The sequence below is a fragment of the Thermus thermophilus HB8 genome (assembly GCF_000091545.1).
GTDB classification, from domain to species: domain Bacteria; phylum Deinococcota; class Deinococci; order Deinococcales; family Thermaceae; genus Thermus; species Thermus thermophilus.
In genome coordinates, this window is the sequence record NC_006462.1 from 139288 (window position 1) to 161430 (window position 22143).

20 protein-coding genes, 2 pseudogenes and 2 CRISPR repeat arrays are annotated in these 22143 nt (G+C 69.1%); of the genes and pseudogenes, 16 read left to right on the forward strand and 6 right to left on the reverse strand.

The features are described from left to right. The first annotated feature begins 3 nt into the window (after positions 1 to 3). From csm3 to csm6, 4 genes are read left to right on the forward strand one after another with little or no spacing between them, the layout of a single operon-like run. On the forward strand, positions 4 to 729 hold the full coding sequence (csm3, locus tag TTH_RS10765) for a type III-A CRISPR-associated RAMP protein Csm3 (RefSeq protein WP_011229151.1): 726 nt from the start codon (positions 4 to 6) through the stop codon (positions 727 to 729). Positions 730 to 738: 9 nt separating this feature from the next. Further along, complete coding sequence (gene csm4, locus TTH_RS10770) at positions 739 to 1614, forward strand: type III-A CRISPR-associated RAMP protein Csm4 (RefSeq protein ID WP_011229150.1); 876 nt, start codon at positions 739 to 741, stop codon at positions 1612 to 1614. Then, positions 1611 to 2765, forward strand: coding sequence for a type III-A CRISPR-associated RAMP protein Csm5 (gene csm5, locus TTH_RS10775; RefSeq protein ID WP_011174458.1), 1155 nt, complete (start codon positions 1611 to 1613; stop codon positions 2763 to 2765). Before csm4 ends, csm5 begins: the two co-directional genes overlap by 4 nt. A 10-nt stretch (positions 2766 to 2775) precedes the next feature. Next, positions 2776 to 4170 (forward strand): type III-A CRISPR-associated protein Csm6, encoded by a 1395-nt coding sequence (csm6, locus tag TTH_RS10780; protein ID WP_011229148.1) that lies wholly within the window; start codon positions 2776 to 2778, stop codon positions 4168 to 4170. Positions 4171 to 4240: 70 nt separating this feature from the next. Here csm6 and TTH_RS11735 read toward each other — a convergent pair whose 3' ends face one another. After that, on the reverse strand, positions 4241 to 4363 hold the full coding sequence (locus tag TTH_RS11735; RefSeq protein WP_024119953.1) for a hypothetical protein: 123 nt from the start codon (positions 4361 to 4363) through the stop codon (positions 4241 to 4243). Positions 4364 to 4841: 478 nt separating this feature from the next. Next, positions 4842 to 5556: a CRISPR direct-repeat array (repeat unit 36 nt; unit sequence GTTGCAAGGGATTGAGCCCCGTAAGGGGATTGCGAC). Between the two features lie 10 nt (positions 5557 to 5566). After that, positions 5567 to 6520: an IS110-like element IS1000B family transposase gene (locus TTH_RS10785; protein WP_011228296.1), complete on the reverse strand. Its 954-nt coding sequence runs from the start codon at positions 6518 to 6520 to the stop codon at positions 5567 to 5569. A 234-nt stretch (positions 6521 to 6754) separates the two neighbouring features. Beyond that, positions 6755 to 7696: direct repeats of the CRISPR family, unit length 36 nt; unit sequence GTTGCAAGGGATTGAGCCCCGTAAGGGGATTGCGAC. Positions 7697 to 7732: 36 nt separating this feature from the next. Between TTH_RS10785 and TTH_RS10790 the strand changes: the two genes are divergently transcribed. After that, the gene (locus tag TTH_RS10790; RefSeq protein WP_011229147.1) at positions 7733 to 9643 is read left to right on the forward strand and encodes a PDDEXK family nuclease; all 1911 of its coding nucleotides are present in this window, start codon (positions 7733 to 7735) and stop codon (positions 9641 to 9643) included. On the opposite strand, the gene TTH_RS10795 is transcribed toward TTH_RS10790, so the two are convergent. Genes TTH_RS10795 through TTH_RS10810 form a run of 4 tightly spaced genes read right to left on the reverse strand, consistent with a single transcriptional unit; the run spans position 9614 to position 12196 of the window. Beyond that, a complete protein-coding gene (locus TTH_RS10795; protein ID WP_011174453.1) occupies positions 9614 to 10135 on the reverse strand; it encodes a hypothetical protein in 522 nt (173 codons plus the stop codon). The two genes, TTH_RS10790 and TTH_RS10795, sit on opposite strands and share 30 nt — an antisense overlap. 4 nt (positions 10136 to 10139) lie before the next feature. Next, on the reverse strand, positions 10140 to 10859 hold the full coding sequence (locus TTH_RS10800) for a hypothetical protein (protein WP_011174452.1): 720 nt from the start codon (positions 10857 to 10859) through the stop codon (positions 10140 to 10142). Further along, complete coding sequence (locus TTH_RS10805; RefSeq protein ID WP_011229146.1) at positions 10828 to 11793, reverse strand: hypothetical protein; 966 nt, start codon at positions 11791 to 11793, stop codon at positions 10828 to 10830. Before TTH_RS10805 ends, TTH_RS10800 begins: the two co-directional genes overlap by 32 nt. Continuing rightward, on the reverse strand, positions 11786 to 12196 hold the full coding sequence (locus tag TTH_RS10810) for a hypothetical protein (protein WP_011229145.1): 411 nt from the start codon (positions 12194 to 12196) through the stop codon (positions 11786 to 11788). Before TTH_RS10810 ends, TTH_RS10805 begins: the two co-directional genes overlap by 8 nt. A 126-nt stretch (positions 12197 to 12322) precedes the next feature. Here TTH_RS10810 and cas10 point away from each other — a divergent pair, with 126 nt between their 5' ends. From cas10 to TTH_RS10860, 11 genes and pseudogenes are all read left to right on the forward strand, one after another. Next, complete coding sequence (cas10, locus tag TTH_RS10815; RefSeq protein ID WP_011229144.1) at positions 12323 to 14077, forward strand: type III-B CRISPR-associated protein Cas10/Cmr2; 1755 nt, start codon at positions 12323 to 12325, stop codon at positions 14075 to 14077. Further along, positions 14067 to 15152, forward strand: a complete 1086-nt coding sequence (locus tag TTH_RS10820; protein ID WP_011229143.1) for a type III-B CRISPR module-associated protein Cmr3 — start codon at positions 14067 to 14069, stop codon at positions 15150 to 15152. The genes cas10 and TTH_RS10820 overlap by 11 nt, the downstream gene beginning before the upstream one ends. Beyond that, positions 15149 to 16336, forward strand: a complete 1188-nt coding sequence (gene cmr1, locus TTH_RS11740) for a type III-B CRISPR module RAMP protein Cmr1 (protein ID WP_011229142.1) — start codon at positions 15149 to 15151, stop codon at positions 16334 to 16336. Before TTH_RS10820 ends, cmr1 begins: the two co-directional genes overlap by 4 nt. Before the next feature lie 15 nt (positions 16337 to 16351). Then, positions 16352 to 17212 carry a type III-B CRISPR module RAMP protein Cmr4 gene (gene cmr4 / locus TTH_RS10830; RefSeq protein ID WP_011229141.1) on the forward strand — a complete coding sequence of 287 codons (861 nt, stop codon included), beginning with the start codon at positions 16352 to 16354 and terminating at the stop codon, positions 17210 to 17212. A gap of 3 nt (positions 17213 to 17215) precedes the next feature. After that, a complete protein-coding gene (gene cmr5, locus TTH_RS10835; RefSeq protein WP_011229140.1) occupies positions 17216 to 17560 on the forward strand; it encodes a type III-B CRISPR module-associated protein Cmr5 in 345 nt (114 codons plus the stop codon). Positions 17561 to 17562: 2 nt separating this feature from the next. Next, positions 17563 to 18609 (forward strand): type III-B CRISPR module RAMP protein Cmr6, encoded by a 1047-nt coding sequence (cmr6, locus tag TTH_RS10840; protein ID WP_011229139.1) that lies wholly within the window; start codon positions 17563 to 17565, stop codon positions 18607 to 18609. Between the two features lie 128 nt (positions 18610 to 18737). Further along, positions 18738 to 19231: pseudogene (locus tag TTH_RS11825) on the forward strand (IS701 family transposase); the annotation flags it as partial. Between the two features lie 2 nt (positions 19232 to 19233). Beyond that, positions 19234 to 19566: pseudogene (locus TTH_RS11830) on the forward strand (IS701 family transposase); the annotation flags it as partial. A gap of 222 nt (positions 19567 to 19788) precedes the next feature. Further along, positions 19789 to 20049: an AbrB/MazE/SpoVT family DNA-binding domain-containing protein gene (locus TTH_RS10850; RefSeq protein ID WP_024119982.1), complete on the forward strand. Its 261-nt coding sequence runs from the start codon at positions 19789 to 19791 to the stop codon at positions 20047 to 20049. After that, positions 20046 to 20441, forward strand: coding sequence for a PIN domain-containing protein (locus TTH_RS10855; protein ID WP_024119983.1), 396 nt, complete (start codon positions 20046 to 20048; stop codon positions 20439 to 20441). Before TTH_RS10850 ends, TTH_RS10855 begins: the two co-directional genes overlap by 4 nt. A 9-nt stretch (positions 20442 to 20450) precedes the next feature. Next, a complete protein-coding gene (locus TTH_RS10860) occupies positions 20451 to 21893 on the forward strand; it encodes a CAP domain-containing protein (RefSeq protein WP_164926116.1) in 1443 nt (480 codons plus the stop codon). Positions 21894 to 22143: the final 250 nt, after the last annotated feature.

Consider the following 22143-nt stretch of genomic DNA (forward strand, 5'->3'; position numbering starts at 1 on the left):
AGGATGAAGCTCAAGAAGGTGATCCGCATCCGCTCGGTGCTCCTGGCCAAGACGGGCCTCAGGATCGGGATGAGCCGGGACCAGATGGCCATCGGCGACCTGGACAACCCCGTGGTTCGCAACCCCCTCACGGACGAGCCTTACATCCCCGGCTCCAGCCTCAAGGGGAAGCTCCGCTACCTCCTGGAGTGGAGCCTGGGCGGGGACTACATCCTGAAGGCCAAAGAAAGGCAGGTCTACGCCTCCCCCGACCCCAAGGACCCCGTGGCCCGCATCTTCGGCCTGGCCCCGGAGAACGACGAGAGGTCTTTGGCAGTGGCCCGGGAGCGGGGCCCCACGAGGCTCCTCGTGCGGGACGCTTACCTCACGGAGGACGCCAAGGAGGCCTTAGAGCGCACCTCCGCCAGGGGCGGGCTCTACACGGAGATCAAGCAGGAGGTCTTCATCCCCCGCCTGGGCGGAAACGCCAACCCCCGCACCACGGAAAGGGTTCCCGCCGGGGCCCGCTTTAGGGTGGAGATGACCTACCGGGTGCTGGACGACCTGGACGAGGAGTACTTCGGGAAATACCTCCTCCGGGCCCTGGAGCTTCTGGAGCTGGACGGCCTCGGGGGGCACATCAGCCGGGGCTACGGCCAGGTCTACTTCCTCCACCCCGAAAGGCTTACGGAGGACCAGGAGGGCTGGCCCCTAAAGGAAAGGCTCAAGGTGGAGGAAGTGGTCCTTTAGGGGGCCTGGATGCGGGCGACCCTCTTCCGCCTCTACTTCCAAGGCCCCCTCAAGGCCCTCCCCCGGGCCCCCACCCTCCTGGGCCACCTCTTCTGGTGGTACCGGTACACCCACGGGCGGGAAGCTTTGGAGGAGCTTTTAGAGAGGTTCCGTCAGGAGCCCCCTTTCCGCCTTTCCAGCGTCTACCCCGAGGGCTGGCTTCCCCGGCCCAAGCTTCCCCCCGTGCAGGTGGAGGAAACCACCCTGCGGAAGGCCCTGAAGAGCCTCTCCCTGGTGCGCCTGGACACTTTCCAGGCCCTGGCGGAAAGGGGGGAGGAGGCCCTCCTCGAGGCCCCCGAGGTCCAGGGAAAGGCCAGGCCCCCGGAGATGCGGAGGCTCCGCCGCACCCGGGTGGGGGTGGACCGGGCCGCGGGCACGGCCCGCCCCGGCGTCCTCTTCACCCAGGAGTACCTTTTCCCCGACCCCAGGACCCCCTATGCCCTTTACGTCCTGGGGGAGGCCCCCTTTGACCTCGGGGAGGCCCTCGCCTTCGTGGGGGAAATGGGCTACGGGGGGCAGGCCAGCCTGGGCCTCGGGCGCTTCCGGGTGGAAGGCCCCTTTGCGGTGGAGCTTCCCGAGGCCAAGGAGCCGAACGCCTACGCCACCCTGGCTCCGGGGCCCTTGGAAGAGGCCCTCTACTACGAGGTGGAGCCTTACTGGGGCAGGCTCGGGGGGGCCTACGTGGGGGCCCGGCCCTTCAAAAGGCCCTACCTAAGGGCCAAGGAGGGGAGCGTCTACCGGGGGCCCACCCACCGCCTGCTGGAGGTGACCCCCACGGAGCCCCCGGAGGCGGGGGCGCGGGTGTGGGAGGCCCTCGTGGTCTTTCCCTTGGGGGTGAGGGTATGAGGTTCCTGAGGAGCTTTCGCCTGGAGCTGGAGGCCCTAAGCCCCGTGCACGTGGGCACCGGGGAGGCCTACCCCGCCTACGCCTACGTGCCGGACTTCGCCAGGAAGGCGGTCCACCTCCTGGACCCCGCGGCCCTCCTCCTCGCCCTCCCCGAGGCTAGGCGCCGCCAGTACCTGGAGAAGGTGGCCCAGGGCCCCAAGGCGGCCCAGGAGGTCCTGCGCTATCTCCTGGAAGAAGACCAGCTTCCCCGGGAGGCCGTCCTCCACACCCTCCCCGCCAGCAAGGCCTTTTTGGAAGCCCTTCGCTCCGCCACGGAGGAGGCCCTCCTGGAGTACCGCCCCCTTCCCCGTTCCCCCCTGGGGGCCTACCTCCCCGGTTCCAGCGTCAAGGGGGCCTTGCGCACCGCCTGGCTCTTCCACGTCCTGGTGAGGGAGGGCAAGGTGGCGGTCTTTGACCGGAAGGAGGGGGTGTGGCGGCTCAGGGCCTGGCGGGAGGGGGACGGGGGCACCCACGTCTACCCCTCCCGGAACCCCAGCCTTTACGAGAACCAGGCCTTTGAGGGCGCGGTCCTGGGCTACGCCCGCGAGGGGAAAGGGAGGCGGATGTCCTTGGACCTCTACCGCGACCCCTTCCGGGCGGTGCGCCTTTCGGACTCGGGGCCGGTGGAGACCTTCTTGAACCGCCTCGGGGTCTTCCACCCTCACAAGGACACCTCGAGGATGGTCCTCTTGGCGGAGACCTTCCGCATAGGCACCCGCTTCGCCCTCACCCTCCGCTACCACGAGGGCCTTAGCCGGGACGGGGATGGGGAGCGGGGGGTGTCCATGCCCATTCCCCCGGAGGACTTGGTCCGGGCCCTCAGGGACTACTACGGGAAGGTGGCGGAGTGGGAGGAGGGCTTCGCCGAGGAGCACAGGCTTAAGCGGGCCCTGGAGGTCTACCGGGCCCTAAGGGAGCGGCTTCAGGACCCGGAGGCCTTCCCCCTCCGGGTGGGCTTTGGCTCGGGGAGGCTCGCCCTGCGCCTCGCCCTCCTCCTTCCCGAGGACCACCCCGAGGCCCAGGAGCCCAAGACCCGGAAGACCGCGGGGGCCCAGAACCCTGTGGACGGCTACCCCTTAGGCTGGATGGTGGGGAGGCTAGAGCCCCTCTAGGAGGTGAAGCGTGGAGGACCTTGACGCCCTTTGGGAGCGGTACCGGGAGGCGGTGCGGGCGGGGGGCAACCCCCAGGCCCTCTACCAGGAGATGGTCTGGCCTGCCCTCCTCGCCCTCTGGCGGGAGAAGCCCCGGGTCTACCCCTTTCCCCAGGCCTTCGCCGTGTCCGTGCACACCCTGGGGACGAGCCCCGAGGCCACGGCCCTCGCCATCTTGGGGGCCGGGGCGGAGCGGGTCTACGTGCTCCACACTCCGGAAAGCGCCCGCTTCCTCCCCAGGCTTCGCCAGGACACGGGGAAGGACCTCTACCCCGTGGAGATCGGCAAGAGCGACGTGGAGGCCATCTACCGGGAGGTGAAGCGGCTTTTGGAGAAGCACCCGGAGGTGCCCGTGGCCCTGGACCTCACCAGCGGCACCAAGGCCATGAGCGCGGGGCTTGCCGCCGCGGGCTTCTTCTTCCAGCGCTTTTACCCCAAGGTGCGGGTGGTCTACGTGGACAACGAGGACTACGACCCCGAGCTCCGCCGCCCCCGGGCGGGCACGGAAAAGCTCCGCATCCTCCCTAACCCCCACGAGGCCCTGGCGGAGGTGGACGCCCTCTTCGCCAAGGAGCTCTACGGGAAGGGGGAGTTCGGCCAGGCGGCGGCCTACTTCCGCGGCATGGTGGGGAGGACGGGGAACCAGGCCTACGCCCTCTACGCCCTCCTCGCGGAGATGTACCGGGCCTGGCGGGCCTTGGACTTCGGCGAGGCCTTGAAGGCGGGGAGGAAGCTCCTTGGCCAGCTCTCCCAGAACGTCTGGCTGAACCATCCCCTGAACGCCCGGAGGGAGGCCCTCGAGGCCCAGGTGGCCCTCCTCGAGGCCGTGGACCGCTTCCTGAAGGCCCGGGACTTCGCCCTTAAGGAGGGGGTGTACGGCCTCGCCCGAACCCTTTTGCACCTCGCCCAGGAGGCCAAGGAAGAGGCCGCCGTCCTCGCGGCCCTCTACGCCTACCGGGCCCTGGAGCTCCTCCTGCAGGAAAGGCTCGCCCTTCTCGGCAGGCGGGCCGAGGCCCCGGGGCTTTCCCCGGAGGAGGCGGAGGCTTTGCGGAAGGCCCTGGCGGAGCTTCTTGGGGTTTTGCCCGAGGAGGTGCGCCTTCCGGCCAAGCTCGGCCTTTTGGACCTCCTCGCCTTCCTCCGCCTGAAGGGGGATGAGGCGCTTGGCCGCCTTTCCTTGGCGGAGCTTCGGGGCCTCGCCGGGGCGCTCAAGGGGAGGAACAGCGCCCTCCTCGTCCACGGCTTTGACGTGCCCTCGCCCAAGGCGGTGGAGGGGATCGCCCGCCTGGCCCAGGGCCTCCTCCAGGACCTCGAGGCCCGGACCGCTCTCGGCCCCCTTTCCCCGGAGCCCGTCCCCCTGGGGTTTTAGCCGCCCTGGTCCCGGCCTTGGCGGAGCAGGAAGGTGGCGCGGGTCAGAGCCCTGGCGCCTTGACCTGGGATCACCGCCCCTCCCGGTCTTCCAGAACCGCTTTGGCGAGCCCGAGCCCGGCCACCTTCCCCAGGTAGCGGCGGTAGGCCTCTTCCATTTGGGCCGGGGTCACGGCCCGGTCGGCCACCTCCAAAAGCCCCTCCTCGGCCAGGGCCAGGAGCAGGGGGCCTCCTCCTCCGGGAGGAGGTCTAAGGCCAGGCGGAGGACCTCCGCCTCGGTGCGCCCCGTGGCGCGGGCTAAGCGCGTGCGCCTTTCCTCCGGGGCCAGGGGCCACTTGACACGACGGAACAGGCATTTTTCTCGCTATCGCAAAGGGAAGTAAAGTAGCGAAGGTTCTTTTTGAGGCACATTTGGACGGGGTACACCGTTTCAGCGAGGTGCTATAATGCCTTTGTCCGGACCTCCGGACGGGGATCTTGAAAGCCAGCTTTTCCCTTGCGGAAGGCGAATATGCGCTTTTTCTTTTCATCGCCCCTTCCTCCTGTGGCTTTCTATCGGTGTAAGCCCTCAAAAACCCTCATTATTCGCCGTGTGCATATTCCAAGCTTCATCTTTCTCACAAACCCCCCCTCTGGCGGCGCCGTCCAGGACGGGGTTCTTTGGGGGGTACCGTTGCAAGGGATTGAGCCCCGTAAGGGGATTGCGACCGGAGGGGCCCCCTTCTCCCCCCGGGGCGGCATTTTCCCGGGTTGCAAGGGATTGAGCCCCGTAAGGGGATTGCGACTCCCGAGGCCCGGTAGTGGGCCGTTGACCTCGGGCGCCTCCGGTTGCAAGGGATTGAGCCCCGTAAGGGGATTGCGACGACCTTGAGGAGGGCTCCGAGTCTTTTCAGGGCGGGTGTTGCAAGGGATTGAGCCCCGTAAGGGGATTGCGACAACCCTCCGCGCCATCGCCTCCCGCCTCTACCACCTCTGTTGCAAGGGATTGAGCCCTGTAAGGGGATTGCGACCCGTAGATAAGGCGCCCGGGGACGACCACGTCAAGGCGCAGTTGCAAGGGATTGAGCCCCGTAAGGGGATTGCGACCGGGGATGTAGTCCCCGGAGCTAGCCGGGGGAGGACCTGTTGCAAGGGATTGAGCCCCGTAAGGGGATTGCGACGGTGCGAGGGGGTGGACCGCTAGTTGCGCCTCTATTCAAGATGTTGCAAGGGATTGAGCCCCGTAAGGGGATTGCGACCCGGGAAGGCCGTGGGCTCGGGCACCGCCGCCCCGAGGTTGCAAGGGATTGAGCCCCGTAAGGGGATTGCGACCACAGAGCGGCCCTTTGGGGTGGGTTAGAAGAAGAAGAAGTTGCAAGGGATTGAGCCCCGTAAGGGGATTGATACTGTCTTGCCTGTCAAGCGACCCCTTGATCTAGCTGGGTTGCGTAGTACTCCCTGAGCCTTCCCATCATCCGCCTGAGGAGCTTGTGGGCCACGGCCACCAACGCCTGCTTCTTTCTCTTTCCCCGCGAGAGCAGGCGGTGGTAGAAGGCCCGCATCTCCGGGTCATGGCGCACCGCCACCAGGGCGCCCATGTAGAGCTTTCGCCGCAGGAGGGGAGGCCCTTTTTTGGAGAGCCGACTCCTCTCCACGCTCTTTCCCGACTCCTCCCGCTCGGGGATGAGCCCCGCGTAGGAGGCCGCCCTCTTCGCCCGGCCCCAGAGCTCTGGGGGCAGGAGGGCCAGCACCGCTGCCGCCACCTGGGGCCCCACCCCGGGCAGGGCCATCAGGACCTCGGCCTCGGGGAGGGTGGCGAGGAGGGCCTGGATCCTGGCCTCCACCTCCCCGAGAAGCCCCTTCACGCAGGCCAGCTCCTTCTGGAGGAGGGCGAGGACCTCCTTGCTCCCCGCCCACTCCGCCGCCTCCATCTGGTTGAGGATGGTCCTTTCCCGCCCGGCCAAGTCCTCCCGGTAGCCCACCAGGGCTTTGAGCTCCCGGAGGGTTTCTGGGGGTAGGGTGTAGGCCCGGAGGTCTTCGTGGTAGACCTGGGCGTAGCGGGCGAGGAGGAGGGCGTCTTGGCGGTCGGTCTTCTGGCGTTCTCCCTTGGCCTTGCGGAAGGCGGCGAGGTGGTAGGGGTTGACCAGGGCCACCTGGAGGCGGTTTTCTGCCAGGAGCTTGAGGAGGGGGAGGTGGTAGGCGCTGGTGGGCTCCAGGGCGACCCAGGCGGGGTTGTGGTGGGCGAGGGCGGCGAGGAGGGCTTGACGGCCTTCAGGGGAGTTGGGGAAGCGGAGGCGGGTGGGTTTGGGGGAGTTGGAGACGAGGGCCAGGTCCAGGTGGGTTTTGCTGACGTCAATGCCGGCGAAGGTCATGGGCTCTCTCCTTTTGGTAACCTGAGGGAGGTGGCCACCCGACCCTGTGGGCCTTCCATGTGGATGCGGTCTTTGACGACCGGGATACTGTGCGGCGGGGAGGCCGGGGTGGGTGGCTACCGATCAATCCCGCGGGCGTGGTGGCCCGGCAACCGGGGCGGTGGGGCCTCCCTCAGGGGGCAAGATACATGCGACCTGGTCTCGGAGGGGGTGCGGTTGTGAGCCGGGCCCTGAGTTGCAAGGGATTGAGCCCCGTAAGGGGATTGCGACTTCGAAGCGCCCCGCCCCGAGGCACTTCCCACACCCTTTCCCGTTGCAAGGGATTGAGCCCCGTAAGGGGATTGCGACGTGCTCCTTCAAACTCCTCTCCAGAGCCTCCTGGATCAGTTCATGTTGCAAGGGATTGAGCCCCGTAAGGGGATTGCGACACTCCCTCTACGCCCCCTAACTCGCGGTACGCGAAGAGGGGTTGCAAGAGATTGAGCCCCGTAAGGGGATTGCGACGACAGGTAAGGGTGTAGAGGTCGTCCAGCTTCATAAGTTGCAAGAGATTGAGCCCCGTAAGGGGATTGCGACAAGTGAGGATGTACCCCCGCCCCTTGAGCTTCTTCTCGTTGCAAGGGATTGAGCCCCGTAAGGGGATTGCGACCTTTGCGCCGCGCGGCCTAGCGCCGACCGCGTATCCCGTTGCAAGGGATTGAGCCCCGTAAGGGGATTGCGACCTTTAAGGGAGTCGCCTTCGCCCACGTCTTCCTTGGTGTTGCAAGGGATTGAGCCCCGTAAGGGGATTGCGACATTCTCCAACGAACCATGAGATTCACCCCCTTTGAGATTCGTTGCAAGGGATTGAGCCCCGTAAGGGGATTGCGACGCGAGGAGCCGCCGCACCCCGATGATGCGCCCCTGGTCGTTGCAAGGGATTGAGCCCCGTAAGGGGATTGCGACTCCTTCTTTGGGCCAGCTGATGCCCCAGGCAAGCCCCGGTGTTGCAAGGGATTGAGCCCCGTAAGGGGATTGCGACGCTTCTCCGTTGCGCTGAGTTCGCCGTTGCTCCAGACATGGGTTGCAAGGGATTGAGCCCCGTAAGGGGATTGCGACGTGTGGCCGCGGCTGCGCGCCGCGCGGCCCTTGCGCCCATGCGTTGCAAGGGATTGAGCCCCGTAAGGGGATGGCCTCGGGCCTGGGCTTGTATCCTTTCCCTAGGAGGCGTCCATGCAAGCCCCGGTGTACCTGTGCCTTCTGGGCAACGACCCGGCCCCGGCCTACTTGGGCTTGAAGGTGGTGGAGCGGGAGGCGGGGAGGGTGGCGAAGGCCGTCTTCTACTCCTTCCCGGCGTGGAACGAGGAGTACGGGAAAAAGCGCCAGGCCTTCTTCCGCCTCCTTTCCGAAAAGGGCGTCCTCTACGAGGAAAGGCCCCTAGAAAAGGGACTGGAAGAAGCGGAGGCCCGGGAGGTCTGGGTGAACCTCACGGGAGGGGCCAAGTACTGGGCGGTCCGGTTCCTCGGGCACTGGCGGCGGCCCGGCGCCCGGGTCTTCCTCGTGGAGGGCCACCGCGCCCTCGAGGCGCCCAGGGCCCTTTTCCTCTGGCCCCGGGAGGAGGAGCGCTCCCTTGAGGCCGAGGCCCTCACCCTGGAGGAGTACGCCAGGCTCTATCTGGAGCCCCTGGGGGAGGCCTGGGAGCGGGTTTCCCCGCCCGGGGCCTTCCCCCCTGGGGCTCAGGCGGCCCGCCTTCCCGGCCGGGAGGGCGGGGTGTTCGTGGTCCACCGGGGCCTTCCCTACTGGTACTGGGTGCGCCCCCATCTGGGGGGCGAGGCCAAGGACATGTCCCGGAAGGCCCTTTCCGCCTTCTCCGGCGAGGCCAAGCGTCTGGGGGGCCAGCTCTGCCTGCCCGTGGTCCCATACCACAAGGCGCACCTCCGCTCCCGCCACCCTAAGGAGCGGGAAAACGTCTTCGCCCGCTGGAGGGCCTGGGCCCGGGAGTACGGGGTGTTCCTGGTGGACCCGGGCAGGCCTTTGGAAGAGGAGGTGGCTTCCCTCATCAAGGGGAAGGCCTCCAAGAAGGCCCTGCCCCTGCCCCAGGAGGGGCCCCTTCTCCTGGCCCTGGTTTCCGAGCAGGCCGTTCCCCTCTATGCGGCCTACCTCCACGCCGGCCCCAGGGAGGTCTACCTCCTCACCACCCCCGAGATGGAAAGCCGCCTCCGCTGGGCGGAGGCCTTCTTCCGGGGCAAGGGGGTGCGGGTGCACCGGAGCTTCCTTTCCGGGCCCTGGGCTTTGCGGGAGGTGCGGGACCTCCTCGCCCCCGTGGTGGAGGAGGCCCTGCGCCGGGGCCACCCCGTGCACGCCAACCTGAACAGCGGGACCACGGCCATGGCCTTGGGCCTCTACCTGGCCCTGCGGGATGGGGCCCGTGCCCACTACCTGGATGGGGACCGCCTCCTCCTTCTGGACGGGGGGGAGGCGGAGGTGCCTTGGGAGGAGGGAAGGCCTGAGGACTTGCTCGCCTTGCGGGGGTACCGCTTTGAGGAAGAGTACCCCGACGCCCGGCCCGACCCCGGGCTCCTCGCCCTGGCCGAGGAGATCCTGAGGCGGTGGGACGAGGTGCAGACCTCCTGGGAGGCCTCCCCCTTGGTGCGGCGGTTCCTGAAGTTCTGGAAAAAGCGCTTCGGCCAGGCCTTCCCCCCGAAGCGCCTTTCCAGGCTCAAGGGGCTTCCCCTGGAGTACGCGGTCTACAGCCACCTGAACGCCCACCTGGCCCCAAAAGGAGGCCAGGCCCGCATGGGCGGGCACCTGGTGCCCCTGGGGGGCAATGAGGCCCTGGCCCCCCAGTCCACCGAGGTGGACGGGGTCTTCTTCCACCGGGGCGCCCTCTGGTTCGTGGAGTGCAAGCCCACGGACGAGGGTCTGCGGGAGCGGGCCCCTATCATGGCCGAGCTGGTGCGCTCCGTGGGCGGGGTGGAGGCCAGGGGGCTCATGGTGGCCCGGCGTTGGCGGGGAGCCCCGCCTCCGGCGAGCCCCAACCTGGTCTACATGGCCCTGGAGGGCGGGGAGGGCGTGGGGGTCTACCGCTTCCCCGAGGAGCTGGAAAAGGCCCTCTCACGGAATCCGGCGCCGCGGAGGGGCTAGGGCCCTTTTCGCCAGGGGCCTCCTGGGGAAGGGGAGGGTTTTCCAGGCCCCCGGGGGGCGCTCCTCGGCCTCCGGGGACCTGGCCCTTTCCGGGGGAATGACCTCGGGGAAGGCCTGGGGGGTGGGCGGAGCGGGGGCTTCCAGGAAGGCCATCCTGGCCGTCCACTCCTCCCGGCTGTAAAACCCCTGGCGCTCCACGGCGGCGAGGAGCCGGGCCGCGAGGTCCCGTCCCTCGGAGAAGGCCCAGGAGGGCACCTCGGCCCTTTCGTGCAACACGGCGTTCCTCAGCTCCACGAGCCGCCAAAGCCTCCCCCGGAGGGCCGGGCCTTCGGGGTGGCTCTGGAAGAAGGCCTCCGCCGCTCCCGAGCGGAGCTTGGCCCCCAGGGTGTCCTCCTTGGGGGCCCCTAGGCGCTCCAAAAGCTCCTCCACGAGGAGGACGAGGCGGATGAAGTCGCCCAAAGGATCCCCGGTGCGCTGCCAGAGGGCTTCCATAGCGCTAGAGGAAGGGGCAGACCCGAGGGGTGGTGCCGTACCCCACCAGCCTGCCCCCTGAGGCCTGAATGAGCTCTTCCCAGAACGCCTTGATGGAGGTGGTGAGCCGGGCGTTGGCGTTGTTGTCGTTTCCCGCCGTGATCCCGGCGATGCAGACCTCCTGGTCCTTGAGGTTGGGCAGGCCCAAACGGGCCTTCACCCGCTGGAGGAGGCCTTGACGTACCTCCCGCTTCTCCAGCTTGAGGCGGTAGTCGTAGAGGTTCATGAGCTCCGACTGCTCAAATCCGTGGGCCAGGACGAGGATGCGGCCGGGTTTCCGGGCCCGCTCCCCCGCCGCCTTCAGGGCTCCGATGATCTCCGTCCCCCGGCTGCACTCGGCGGCGGCCCGCTTGCGAAGCTCGTCAAAGGTCCGGAGCGCCTCCTTCTGGAAGGTCTTTTTGGCCTCTTCCAGCTGAAAGCGCGGGGTGGAGAGGGGGTTGGGCGTCTCCAGAACCCGGGCAGGGGCGGTGTAGCTCCTCCCGGTGATGGGGGCGAGGGTGAGGCGGACCTGGGTGGTGGTCACCTTCTCCGCAAGCCGGGGTAGGACCTCGTGGGCCAGCATCTCCCGGTAGCCGTTCTGCACGTGCCGGGGAGCGCTGCACCCCAGGGCCACCAGGATCTGGTACTCCTGGGGCCCTCCCAGGAAGGGGAGGTTAAGGGCGAGGCTCAGGAGCCAGGCGGTCATGGGCGCTTCCCTGGGTGAGGGGGTCGGTGGGGGCCTCGAGGTCCAGGGGCGGGAGGGCGGGCCGGTTTAGGGGCGGGATGTGGCCCACGAACTCGGGGGCCGGGTCCCACTGGGGCCAGGCGCGGGCGAAGCCCCGCCAGTAGGCGGCCACGTTCTCCCGGTAGTGGGCGAGGAGGTGGTCCAGGGCGCGCTCGGCGCCGCGGTTTAGGCCCCGGAGCCGCTCCCAGATCCGCCTTTCCTTCTGGGCCGTGAGGAAGAGCCTGCGGAGGAGCACCTCCCGTTCGTGGGGGCTGCGGTAGCCCAGGTAGAAGGTGAGGCTCACCAGCAGCAACCCGATGGCCATCAAGGCCAGGAAGCCGTAGATGGAAGGGGCGGGGTTCCCGTGGATGGCGGCCATGCGCTGGGTCCAGGAGAAGCGCAAGGCGGCGAAGAGGATCACCACGAGAAGGGGCGGGATACCCAGGATGAGGCTCAAGGGCAGGTTGCCCTTGCGGTACTCGTTCCCGGCGGCGTGCCCCAGCCAGAAGAGGCCGATGGTGGCCACGGCGCCGATGATGAAGGCCTCCAACTGGTTCATCTCCAGGGTGTCCATGGCCATCTTGTTGTAGTAGGCCTCCCCCAGGAAGACCAGCCCCAGGAGGCCATAGCGGAAGTGGTACCCTCCGAACACCTCGGGGGTGGGCTCGTCCTGCCCCACCACCTTCTCCAGGGCCTTGCGCTGGTGGCGGACGAGGGCGAGCCGTTCCTCCAGCTTGGCCCGCTTGGCCAAATAGCGGCGCGCCAGGCCCTCCATCCAGCGGCGGAACCACTCCTTGAGCTGCTCAGGGTAGGGGTTGGGGGTGAGGTAGGCGAGGCTCGCGTGCTTCCGGGAAAGGGCCTTTCCGTCCCGGCGTCCCACCCAGTAGGAACGCAACACCCTGAAGCCGTTAAGCATGGGCCTCCTCCTTTGTCTCGGGCGTGGGGAAGAAGCGGTCCAAGGCCTCCTCCATCTGGGCCAAGGCGGCGAGCCGGGCGGCCTTGAGGCGGGCCCGGCTCACGAGCTGGGCCACGGCCTGCCGGTGGGCCTCCTCGAGGCGGGCGATCTCCCCTTCGGCGTACCGGATGCGGAGCTCCTCCCGGGCCAGGGCGGGGCGGAGGACGGCCTCGGGGTAGCGGCCCTCCGCCTCCAGGCGCCGGAGGTGCTCCAGCACCCCCCGGTACTCCTTTAGGGCCTTTTCCAGGGGCGCTTTCCTCTTGGCGAGGCGGGCCTCGAGGGCCCCCACCTTCTGCCGCACCCCTTCCCTCAGCAGGAGGAGACGCACCCGGGCCTCCTCGGGACCCATGCGCCGCCAAAACATAGCGATCTCCCATTTTCTCCCGCCAGGGCCGAGGCGTTGTGATCTCTGCACGGGCCCTTGTATACAGCTATCCCCCTGGCCTCCTCCGTTGCTTCTTGTATAATCTCCCCGCAACAGGGGGCCACTATGGAGCACCTTCTCGCTATCGCCCTGGGCCCGGTGCAGGAGTTCATCGCCACCGCCCGCAGGACCCGGGACCTCTACGCGGGAAGCCGCCTCCTCTCCGAGGCGGCCGCCCGCGCCGCCAAGGCCCTGGCCCGGGAGGTGGGGGCGAAAAACCTCATTTTCCCCGCCCCCGAGGACGAGGCGGGGCTGGAGCGGCTGGCCGGGGCGGGCATCCCCAACGTTCTTTTGGTCCGGGTTCCGGAGGGGAAGGACCCCAGGGGCCTCGGGGAACAAGCCTTGGGAGCCGCCCGGGACTACCTCCGGGAGAGGGCGGAGGAAGTTCTGGGGCCGCGTAGGGACCTCCTTTTCTGGAGGGAGGCCCTGGCCCAGGTGGAAGACCTCCTGGAGGGCTACTACGCCTACCTTCCCTTGGAGGGCGACTATCCCCGGGCCCGGGAGCGGCTCATGGCCCTCCTGGCCGCCCGCAAAAACACCCGGGACTTCGCCCCCGTCTCCTGGGGAAGCCCGGCCTACAAGAGCTCCCTGGACGGGGCCCGGGAGAGCGTCCTCCGCCTGCCCGAAAAGGAGGCGGACCACCTCAGGGTGCGGCTCGGCCTGCGCCCCGGGGAGTACCTCGCGGGGCCCGACCTCCTCAAGCGCTGGTGGAAGGCGGGGCACGGCTTCCTTAGCACCACCCACATGGCGGCCCTGCCCTTCTGGGAGGGGGTCAGGCGGGCGGGCCTGGAGGCGGTCCTAAAGGAGGCCCTGGAGGAGCTTGGGGGCCTCGTGGGGGAGGAGGCGCGGGCGGAGGTCCGCCACCCGGTTTTGCGGGACACCCCCTTCGGGGAGTGGGACGTGCGCCTCCTCTACGAGAGCCGCCTCGAGGAGTTTCCCTCCCTCGCCGAGGACCCCGGGCTTCTGGAGAAGGCGCGGGACCGCCTGAGGGCGCTTTGGCGGAGGCTTTTCCCCAAGGTGAGGGTTCCCCCGGGCGCCTACTACGCCCTCCTCCACGCCGACGGGGACCGGATGGGGGAGACCCTGGACGGCCTTCCGTCCCCCGAGGCCCACCGCCGCTTCTCCAACGCCCTGGCCCTGGGGTTCGCCGCCCAGGTCAAGGACATCGTGGAGGCCCACGGGGGCGGGCTCGTCTACTCGGGGGGGGACGACGTCTTGGCCCTGCTTCCCCTCCACACGGCCCTCATGGCCGCCCGGGCCCTGGCGGACCGCTTCCGGGAGGCCATGGCCCCCTTCGGCCGGGAGGGCCGGGCGCCGAGCCTCTCCGTGGGCCTCGCGGTGGTCCACCACCTGGAGCCTCTGCAGGACGCCCTGGACCTGGCCCGCCGGGCGGAGAAATGGGCGAAGGAGGGCGAGCCCAAGCGCAACGCCCTCTGCGTGGCCTACAGCCCCCGCTCGGGGGCGGAGCGCCTGGTCCGGGGCCGGTGGGACGAGAACCCTCCCCTCACCCGCCGCCTCCTCCGCTACGCCGACCTCCTGCGGGCGGGGGAGGTGCCCTCCAGGGCCGCCTACGAGCTTCTGGCCCTGGTCCGGGAAGCGGGGGAGGCCCTCTCCGGGGAGGCCCTGGTGGCCGAGGCCCTGCGGATCCTGGGGAGGAAGGAGATGAAGCGGGCCTACCGGGAGGAGCTCGAGGCCTGGCTCCGGACCGGGGAGGACGTGCGCCGCCTGGCGGAGGAGCTCATCCTCGCCCGGCCCTTCGCCGAGGCCCTGGACCAGGCGGGCGTGCCCGTGGAGAGCCGGGAGGTGTGGGATGCTCATTGAGCCCAGGGATCCTTTGATCGTGCGGGACGGCAGGCCCTTCACCAACAGCCCCGGGGCCCGGGCCAAGAGCCTTCCCTTCCCCCTGCCCCAGACCCTGGCCGGGGCCTACCGCACCCGCCGCGCCCTGCTGGAGGGCCTTCCTCTCCCCGAGAGGGCGGAGGAGGTCCTCCGGTGGGGCCTCAGGGGGCCCCTTCTCGCCGAGGAGGGGGAAGGGGGGTGGCGGCTCCTGGCGCCCCGGCCTCTGGACGCCCTAAAGCTCGGGGAGGCCCTCTACCCCCTCCGGCCCCTGGAGCTTCCCCAGGGGGCCGGGACCAACCTGCCGGAGGGGCTTTCTCCCGTGGGTCTTCCCAGCCCGGCCCTCAAGGAGAAGCCTGCCCCCCTGCCCGCCTTCTGGTACTGGGAGAGCTTCCTGGAATGGCTCCTTCAGGACGCCCCGGCGGGTTTCGCCCCCAGGGGGCACGAGGGGCCCGTCCCGGAGACGCGCACCCACGTGGCCCTGGACCCCGCGGCCCAGACGGCCCGGGAGGGGTTCCTCTTTCAGACCTCGGGGCTGGAGTTTGTCCGAGGGAGGCGCCGCCTCGCCCTGGTGCTCTGGCCCGAGGGGCCGGAGCCCGAGGGGGTCTTCCCCCTGGGGGGGGAGAGGCGCCTCGCCTTCTGGCAGAAAGGCGGGCCCGGGGTTCCTCCCCTGCCCGAGGAGGTGGTGGCGGGGCTCCTCCGCCACAGGGCGGCCCGCCTCGTCTTCCTCACCCCCGCCTTCTTGGGGGAGGCTTACCTCCCCAAGGGGAGGGCCTTCCAAGGGGCTTCCGTGGTGGCCGCGGTGGTGGGGAGGCCGCTTGCGGTCTCGGGCTGGAACCTCAAGGAGGGGAAGCCCAAGCCGAGCCGCCGGGCCGTGCCCGCGGGGAGCGTCTACTTCGTCCGGCTCCCGGAGGCCTGGGGGGAAGGGGAGGTCCGGGATTGGGCGGAGAAGGTCTGGTTCCAGAACCTCTCCGAGGAGGAGCAGGACCGGCGGGACGGGTTCGGCCTGGCCGCCCTGGGCCTTTGGGACGGGAAGCTTAGGCGCTGGGAGGAGGCATGAGAAGGGCGTTTCGTGAGGCGTTCTCGCCGAGGCGAAAGGAGGAGGGAGGGGTCCTGGTGCGCCGGGACGGCGCGCGGGTCCTCGCCTGGGAGCGCACGTACACGCTCCTCACCCCCCTCTTCGGGGGCGGGGTGGAGCCTAGGGAGGCGGATCCGGTGAGCGTGGTCCGGGCCACGGCGGTCCGGGGGCACCTCCGCTTCTGGTGGCGGGCCGTGAGGGGCTGGCGGGCGGGGGGTTCGCTGGAGAGGCTTTGGGAGCTGGAGTCCGCCTTGTTTGGCAGCGCGGGGGAGGGCGGGGCCTCGCCCTTGAGCGTGGAGGTGGAGGTTCTAAGGGAAGGGGAAAAGGTAGGCATCGCCCAGTACGGCCGCGCAGTCCAGTGGTACCTGGGCTTTCCTCTACGCGGGGACAAGGAATGGGCCCCGGTCAAGGAGGGCGTGGCCTTCCGCCTCCGCCTCCGCTTTCCCGAAAAGGTGGGGGAGCTGAACTTCTGGGAGGAGCTCGAGGCCGCCCTCTGGGCCTGGGAGACCTTCGGGGGGATCGGGGCCCGGACCCGGAGGGGCTTTGGCGCCCTCCTGCCCCAGGGGGCCGGGGTGCCGGGGGAGGAGGAGATCCGAGAGAAGCTTCGCCAGTATGGCCAAAAAGCAGGGTGGCCCGAAGGGGTGCCCCACCTCACCCCAAAAAGCTTCGTGCGGGTGGTGCCCCTCTCCTGGAGAGAACTCGCCGAGCGCTACCAGGCCTTCCGCCAGGCCCGCCCCGGGGGGGACCCCAGAAGCCCGGGCCGCTCCTACTGGCCCGAGCCCGACGGGGTGCGGCGCCTCACGGGGCGGCACGCCCCCCACCACCTGCCCAGGCACCCCGTGCACAAGTTCCCCCGGGCCCACTTCGGCCTGCCCATCATCTTCCACTTCAAGGACAGGGGCGACCCCCCCGACACCACCCTCCGGCTCAAGGAGGCCGACCGCCGGGCGAGCCCCCTCCTCTTCCGCCCGCTTGGGGAAGGGCAGAAGCCCTGCGTGGTGGCGGTCCTCGAGGGGGCCAGGTTCCCTGGGGAAAAGCTTGTTTTGGAGGGCAAAGACGGCCGCACTTGGGACGTGGACCCCTGGCTCACCCCCGAGGAGGCCCAAAAGATCCCGGTGCTGGGGGGTGAGGTGGACCCCGTCTTGGCCTTCGTGAAAAGCTTGTAGGAAGGAGGTTCAGGAATGAGCCACGTTGCGCTTCTTTTCCTGCATGCCCTCTCCCCTCTGCACGCGGGGACGGGGCAAGGCATCGGGGCCATAGACCTGCCCATCGCCCGGGAGAAGGCCACGGGCATCCCCTACCTGCCGGGAAGCTCCCTCAAGGGGGTGCTCCGGGACCGGGCTTCCGCCTGGGACAGGGACACCCTCTTCGCCGTCTTTGGGCCCGACACGGAAAACGCCTCGGAGCACGCCGGGGCGGTGCAGGTGGGGGACGCCAAGCTCCTCCTCCTCCCCGTGCGGAGCCTCTACGGGGTCTTCGCCCTGGTCGCGAGCCCCTACCTCCTGGAGCGCTTCCGCCGTGAGGCCCTCATGGCGGGCCTTCAGCCCCCAGGGGTTCCCGGGCTCCAGGACCCCACCCGGGTCCTCTTGGCCCCGGGGTCCCGCCTTTTGGGAGACGGGGAGAAGGTCTACCTCGAGGACCTGGACCTGAAGGCCCAGGGGGAGGAGGGGGTCGCCGCCTGGGAGCGGTGGCTTGCCGAGCGCACCGAGGCCCCGGTCCTGGGAAGGCTCGCCGTGGTGCACGACGACCTCATGGGCTTCCTCCTGGAGACCGCCACGGAGGTGGTGGCCCGCATCCGCCTGGACGACGAGACCAAGACTGTGGCCAAGGGGGCCCTGTGGTACGAGGAGAGCCTCCCCGCGGAAAGCCTCCTCTACGCCCTGGTGCGGGCCGACCGCTCCTTCCGCAAGGGGAAGGAGCTTCCCCCAGAGGGCGTCTGGGCCCTCTTCCGGGGCGTCTTGGAGGAGGGCGGGGGGGTGCTCCAGCTCGGGGGCAAGGCCACCGTGGGCCGGGGGCTTTGCCGGATCGTGGTGGGGAGGTAGGCCGTGCGCACCCGCTCGCAGGTGTGGGCCCAGAAGGCCTACGAGAAGGTCCGGGAAGCGGCCAAGGGCGAGGGCCGGGGCGAGTACCGGGACATGGCCCTAAAGCTTCCCGTCCTGGTGCGCCAGGCGGGGCTTTCCCAGGCCCTGGCCTTCGTGGACTCCCGGGGGAAGGAGGCTCACAAGGCCCTGGGTAACGACCTGGCCCAGGTGCTGGGCTACCGGGACCTCCGGGAGCTGGCGGAGGCCGCCCGGGAGGCCGAGCTCCTCCAGTACCTCCGCCTCACCCGGGAGGTCCTGGCCGCGGCGGAGTGGTTCAAGCGCTTCGCCCAGGCCCTCATTGAGGAGTAGCCATGGGCCGCAGATCCGCGCTTGAGGGCGTCCGCCTCCCCCAAGGCAAGGAGCCCCACCGGGGCCTCTGGCTGGACAAGTTCTTGAGGTCGGCGAGGCGGGAGGACACCGAGGCCAAGCGGGTTCTCGTCCGGGAAGCGGCGGGGATCCCCGAGCCCGGGGAGTACCGGGCGTTTTTTAAGCGGTACCGCGGGGCCCTCGAGGCCCTGGGGGCCGAAATCCGTGAGGCCAGGACCCTCTCCCGCCTGGTGGTGGGCCTGGGTGGGGAAGGCGTGCTGGAGACGGCCCTCACCCTGCACCGCGCCTACGGGGTGCCCTACATCCCGGGCTCGGCCCTGAAGGGCCTGGCGAGCCGCTACGCCCACCTCTACCTGGAGGGCGAGGCCTGGCGGCGCGACCTCGCCCGCTTCCACCGGGGCGAGGCCCAGGCGGGGCTTTTCGGCACCACGGAGGAGCAGGGCCTCGTGGTCTTCTGGGATGCCCTCCCCCTTCCCGGGAAATGGAAGCTCCACCCCGACATTCTGAACCCCCACCACCCTGACTACTATGGGAGCGTCAAAGCGCCCCCCGCGGACTGGGACGGCCCCAAGCCGGTCCCCTTCCTCTCCGCCACGGGCACCTTCCTCCTCGCCCTCTCCCCGGCCCCCGGGGTTTCTCCCGAGGAGGCCGGGCCCTGGCTTCGGGCCGCCTGGCGCATCCTGGCCTGGGCCCTGCGGGAGGAGGGGGTGGGGGCCAAGACCTCCTCGGGGTACGGGCGCATGGCCCTGGAGGAGCCTGCGTCCCAAGGGGAAAAGCCCCTGGCGCCGGGGCCGAGCCCGGTCCTTCAGGACCTCCTCACCTGGGCCCGCGCCCTCTCCTACAGGGAGGTGCCCCGTTTCCTGGCTTCCCAGGCGGAGGCCATCCTGGGCCTCTCGGTGGAGGAGGCCCAGGCCCTTCGCCGGGCCCTGGAGGAGCGGGGCTTCCTCCGCAACCCCCAGGACCTGAAGCGCTGGCGCAAGGAGCATCCCGGCCTGGAAGGGGTTCTCGCCAAGCTGGGCCTCTCGGCCTAGCCTCCCGCTCCCTGGGAGCGGTGGGCTTCCAAAAGGGCCTCCGTCCGGGCGCAGACCTTCTTTATCCTGGACTTACGCGGTGCTGAAGATCCCCGATAAAATGGGCCCCCGGTGACTAGGGAGGCCCGATGAAGAGGATACCACGGCCCGTTCTGCGCGCTCTAGAAGCTTTAGCCCAAAGCCCCATCAACACCTCCGCCCTGGCCATTTCGCCCACGACACCCTCTACCGCGCCCTGGGCCAACCCCTGGCCTTCTTCTTTGAGCTCTCCCTGAAGCTCTGCCGAGACCTCGGCGGCCTGGAACGGGGCTACCTCATCCTTGATGACGTCCTCATCCAGCGCTACCGTTCGGGCAGGCTAGGCCTAAGGAAGATGCGGGACACCGCCACAGGGGGCTGGGCCTACGGGCTTTCCCTGGTGGTCCTGGCCTGGACGGACGGGAAGCGGCGGATTCCCCTGGCCTTCCTGCCCTACTTCGGGGAAGAGGAGAGCAAGCTGGACCTGGCCCTGGCCCTGCTGGAGTGGGCCAAGGAGGCGGGCTTTCGTCCGGAGGGGGTGCTCTTTGACGCCTGGTACGCGGCGCGGCAGGTCCTGGAGTGGCTCCATGCCCACGGCTGGCCTTTGCCGCGGGGGTGCTCAAGCGTGGGGGGAAGTTTTACGGGACGGACCGGGAGGGGTGGTGGGACTCGGGGATGCGGGAGGTTTACCGGATGCGGCAGGCCATTGAGGAAATATTCCGGGGGCTACAGCAGGAGCTTGGGTGGACGGGGCACCGGCACTGGCGGAGGGGGAAGCTACTGGCGCACTTGGCGCTGGGGCTGGTGGCCTACGGGCTGATAGAGCGGCAACGGGAGGGGCTGGGGTTGAGCTTCTACGGGTGCCGAAGAAGACTCATCGCGGGTAAGCTGAGCCTGGATTTGAGCCCTCTGTTACCGGTGCAGGTGGAGGCCGCGTAAGTTCAGTGATGAGAGCTCAGGGAGACGGTGAAGCGGTAGGCAACGGAGGTGAGGGATACTCGCGGTGGTGACCAAGGTGGAGGCCTCGAGGCTCAAGGAGGCGCTGAAGCGCGCAACGCCCTCCCTCCCGAGACGATCGTGCTCATCCTGCCCTGGGAACCCGGATCACGGCGTCAACCCCTAAAAGCGGGGCAGGTTATACTGAAGTGGGGAGGTTATACCATGCCCTACCTGGTAGGCCCCAAGGGGCAGGTGGTCATCGCCAAGGAGATCCGGGAGCGCCTGGGGATCCGCCCGGGCTGGCGGGTAATCCAGCGCCTGGTGGACGACCACGTGGAGCTCTACTTCCTTCCCCCACCCCATAAGGCCTCCCTCAAAGGCCTTCTCCGGGACAAGATCCGGGGCACCGTTTCCGAGGAAGCCTGGGCGGAGGCCAGGGAGAGGGCCTGGCGGGCCTCCTGGTCTGAAGAGGGGGAAGGTTGAAGGCCCTGGTGGACACGAGCCTCCTGGTGCGCTACCTGACCGGGGACCCGCCCCACCTGGCGGAGCGAGCGGCCCAGGTCCTGGACGGGGAGGAGACCCTGGGCCTCACAGAGGTGGCCCTGGTGGAGACGGCCTACGTCTTGGAGTCGGTGTATGGGGTTCCCAGGAAGGAGGTGGTGGACGCCCTTTTGGCCCTCCTCCAGAAGGAGAACCTGAAGGCGGTGGGCGGGGACAAGGACCTCTGGATGCGGGCCCTCCTCCTCTGCCGCCCTTCAAAGAGGGTCTCCTTTGGGGATGCCCTGATCTGGGCGGCAGCCCTGGCCTCTGGGGTGAGGCGGGTCTACACCCTGGACGCCCGCTTTCCCCGGGAAGAGATCCAGGTCGGGCCGTAATATGGAGCCATGGCTAGAACCAAGTTCGGAACCCTCCTTCTGGCCTTCCTTGTCCTCTCCCTCTCTGCCTGCAACACCCTCCAGTCCCTCCTTCCCCAGCCCAAGCCCTTCGAGGCCCACGTGGTGGGGGAGGGCTACCAGACCGTGGCCCCTGGCGAAACGGCCACCTACACCCTGCGCCTCTCCTTCCGGGAGGGAGCGGGCCCCGTCACCTTGCGGGTGGCCCTCGCCGACCCCTGCGCCAAGGGCACCTCGTACTGCCCTGGCTGGGACAGCACCCGCTACCCCGGTGTGGAGCACCCGAGGGAAACCCTCACCCTGACCCCCGGTACCCCCGAGGTGTCCCTCGCCTTCCAGGTGGCCTCCGATGCCCTCCCTCAGGGCCCCTTCAAGTACGAGGTGGTGCTCACGGGGCAGGATGCCTCGGGGAAGACGGTGGAGGAGGTCGTCCCCCTCTACTTGAAGATCCTGCCCCCTGGCGAGCGCTCGGGCATGGAGGCCTGGAACTTCTGGCGGAGCTACCTGGGCCTTTCTCCCGTGCGAGAGGACCCCGAGTGGAGCTTCTGGGCCTGGCTCCACAGCCGCTACATGGCGATGAACTACCCCAACAACCTCCCCCACGATGAAGACCTCTCTCAGCCCTTCGCAAGCCCGGAAGGCCAGCAAGCGGGGAGGAAGGGGAACGAGTGGGGGTACTTCTCACGGAGGAGCGGGCAACCTTACTGGCCCCCTGAAGAGTCTCCCATAAACGGGTGGATCGCCGCGCCCTTCCACCGCTTCAACATGATCGCCCCAAGGGCGACCAACGGCGGCTTTGGGATCTACAAGGACGCGGGGCCCGTTCCAGGCTACGGGGACGGGTACGGCCGCTCCTGGGCCAACCTCCCCAACCTCTACGGGGGTACGGGGAGCGTCCCCTACCTTCTCTTCCCCGCTCCAGACCGGGAGCTCGCCCTGGAGCGCTACCAAGGTCGGGAGAACCCCAACCCCACCGCCCCCTGCATGAACCCAGACAACTCCCCCAAGCGCCCCTTCCTCACCCAGGAAGGCCTCACCTGGGACGATGGGACGGGCGTGGTGCGCACGCCCATCGGCCTCCCCCTCACCCTCCAGACCTTCCCCGCCTCCCCGGTGGATACCGAGGTACTGGAGGGGAGGCTCACCCGGCTCTCCGATGGGAGCCTGAACCCCTTGTGCGCCTACGGGAGCCTGCAGTACTGGGAAGAGCGGGACTCCTGGCGGGAGAAGGCCTTGAAGATCCTTCGTGGCCAAGGAGCCGTCATCGCCTTTCCCCACGAGCCCCTCACCCCCGGAGCGGAGTACGAGGCCTACCTCAAGGTGCGCCTGGGAAGCGAGGTGCGGGAGTTCACCTGGCGCTTCCGGGTGGCCTCCCAGGGGAACCTCAGGCCCCTCCGGGTGGAGCCCGCTCACGAGTTCTGGGAGGTCCGCTAAGGATTAGGGAAAGGGGGGAGGGTATACCCTCCCCCTTTGGGTTTTCCCCTTTTGCCTCTCCTACCTGGCCCCCTTCACCAGGGCCACGCACCGGGCGGCCCCGAGGGGGGAGAGGGGGATGCAGGCCCCCACGAGGAATAAGGGGGAGGTCAAACCACCTGGCGGGCTTCACCCACGAGGACGACCGCCTGCCCGCCTTCTTCTACGAGGAGCCCGTGCCCCCCCAAGGGCTACACCGCCCGCTTCCGCC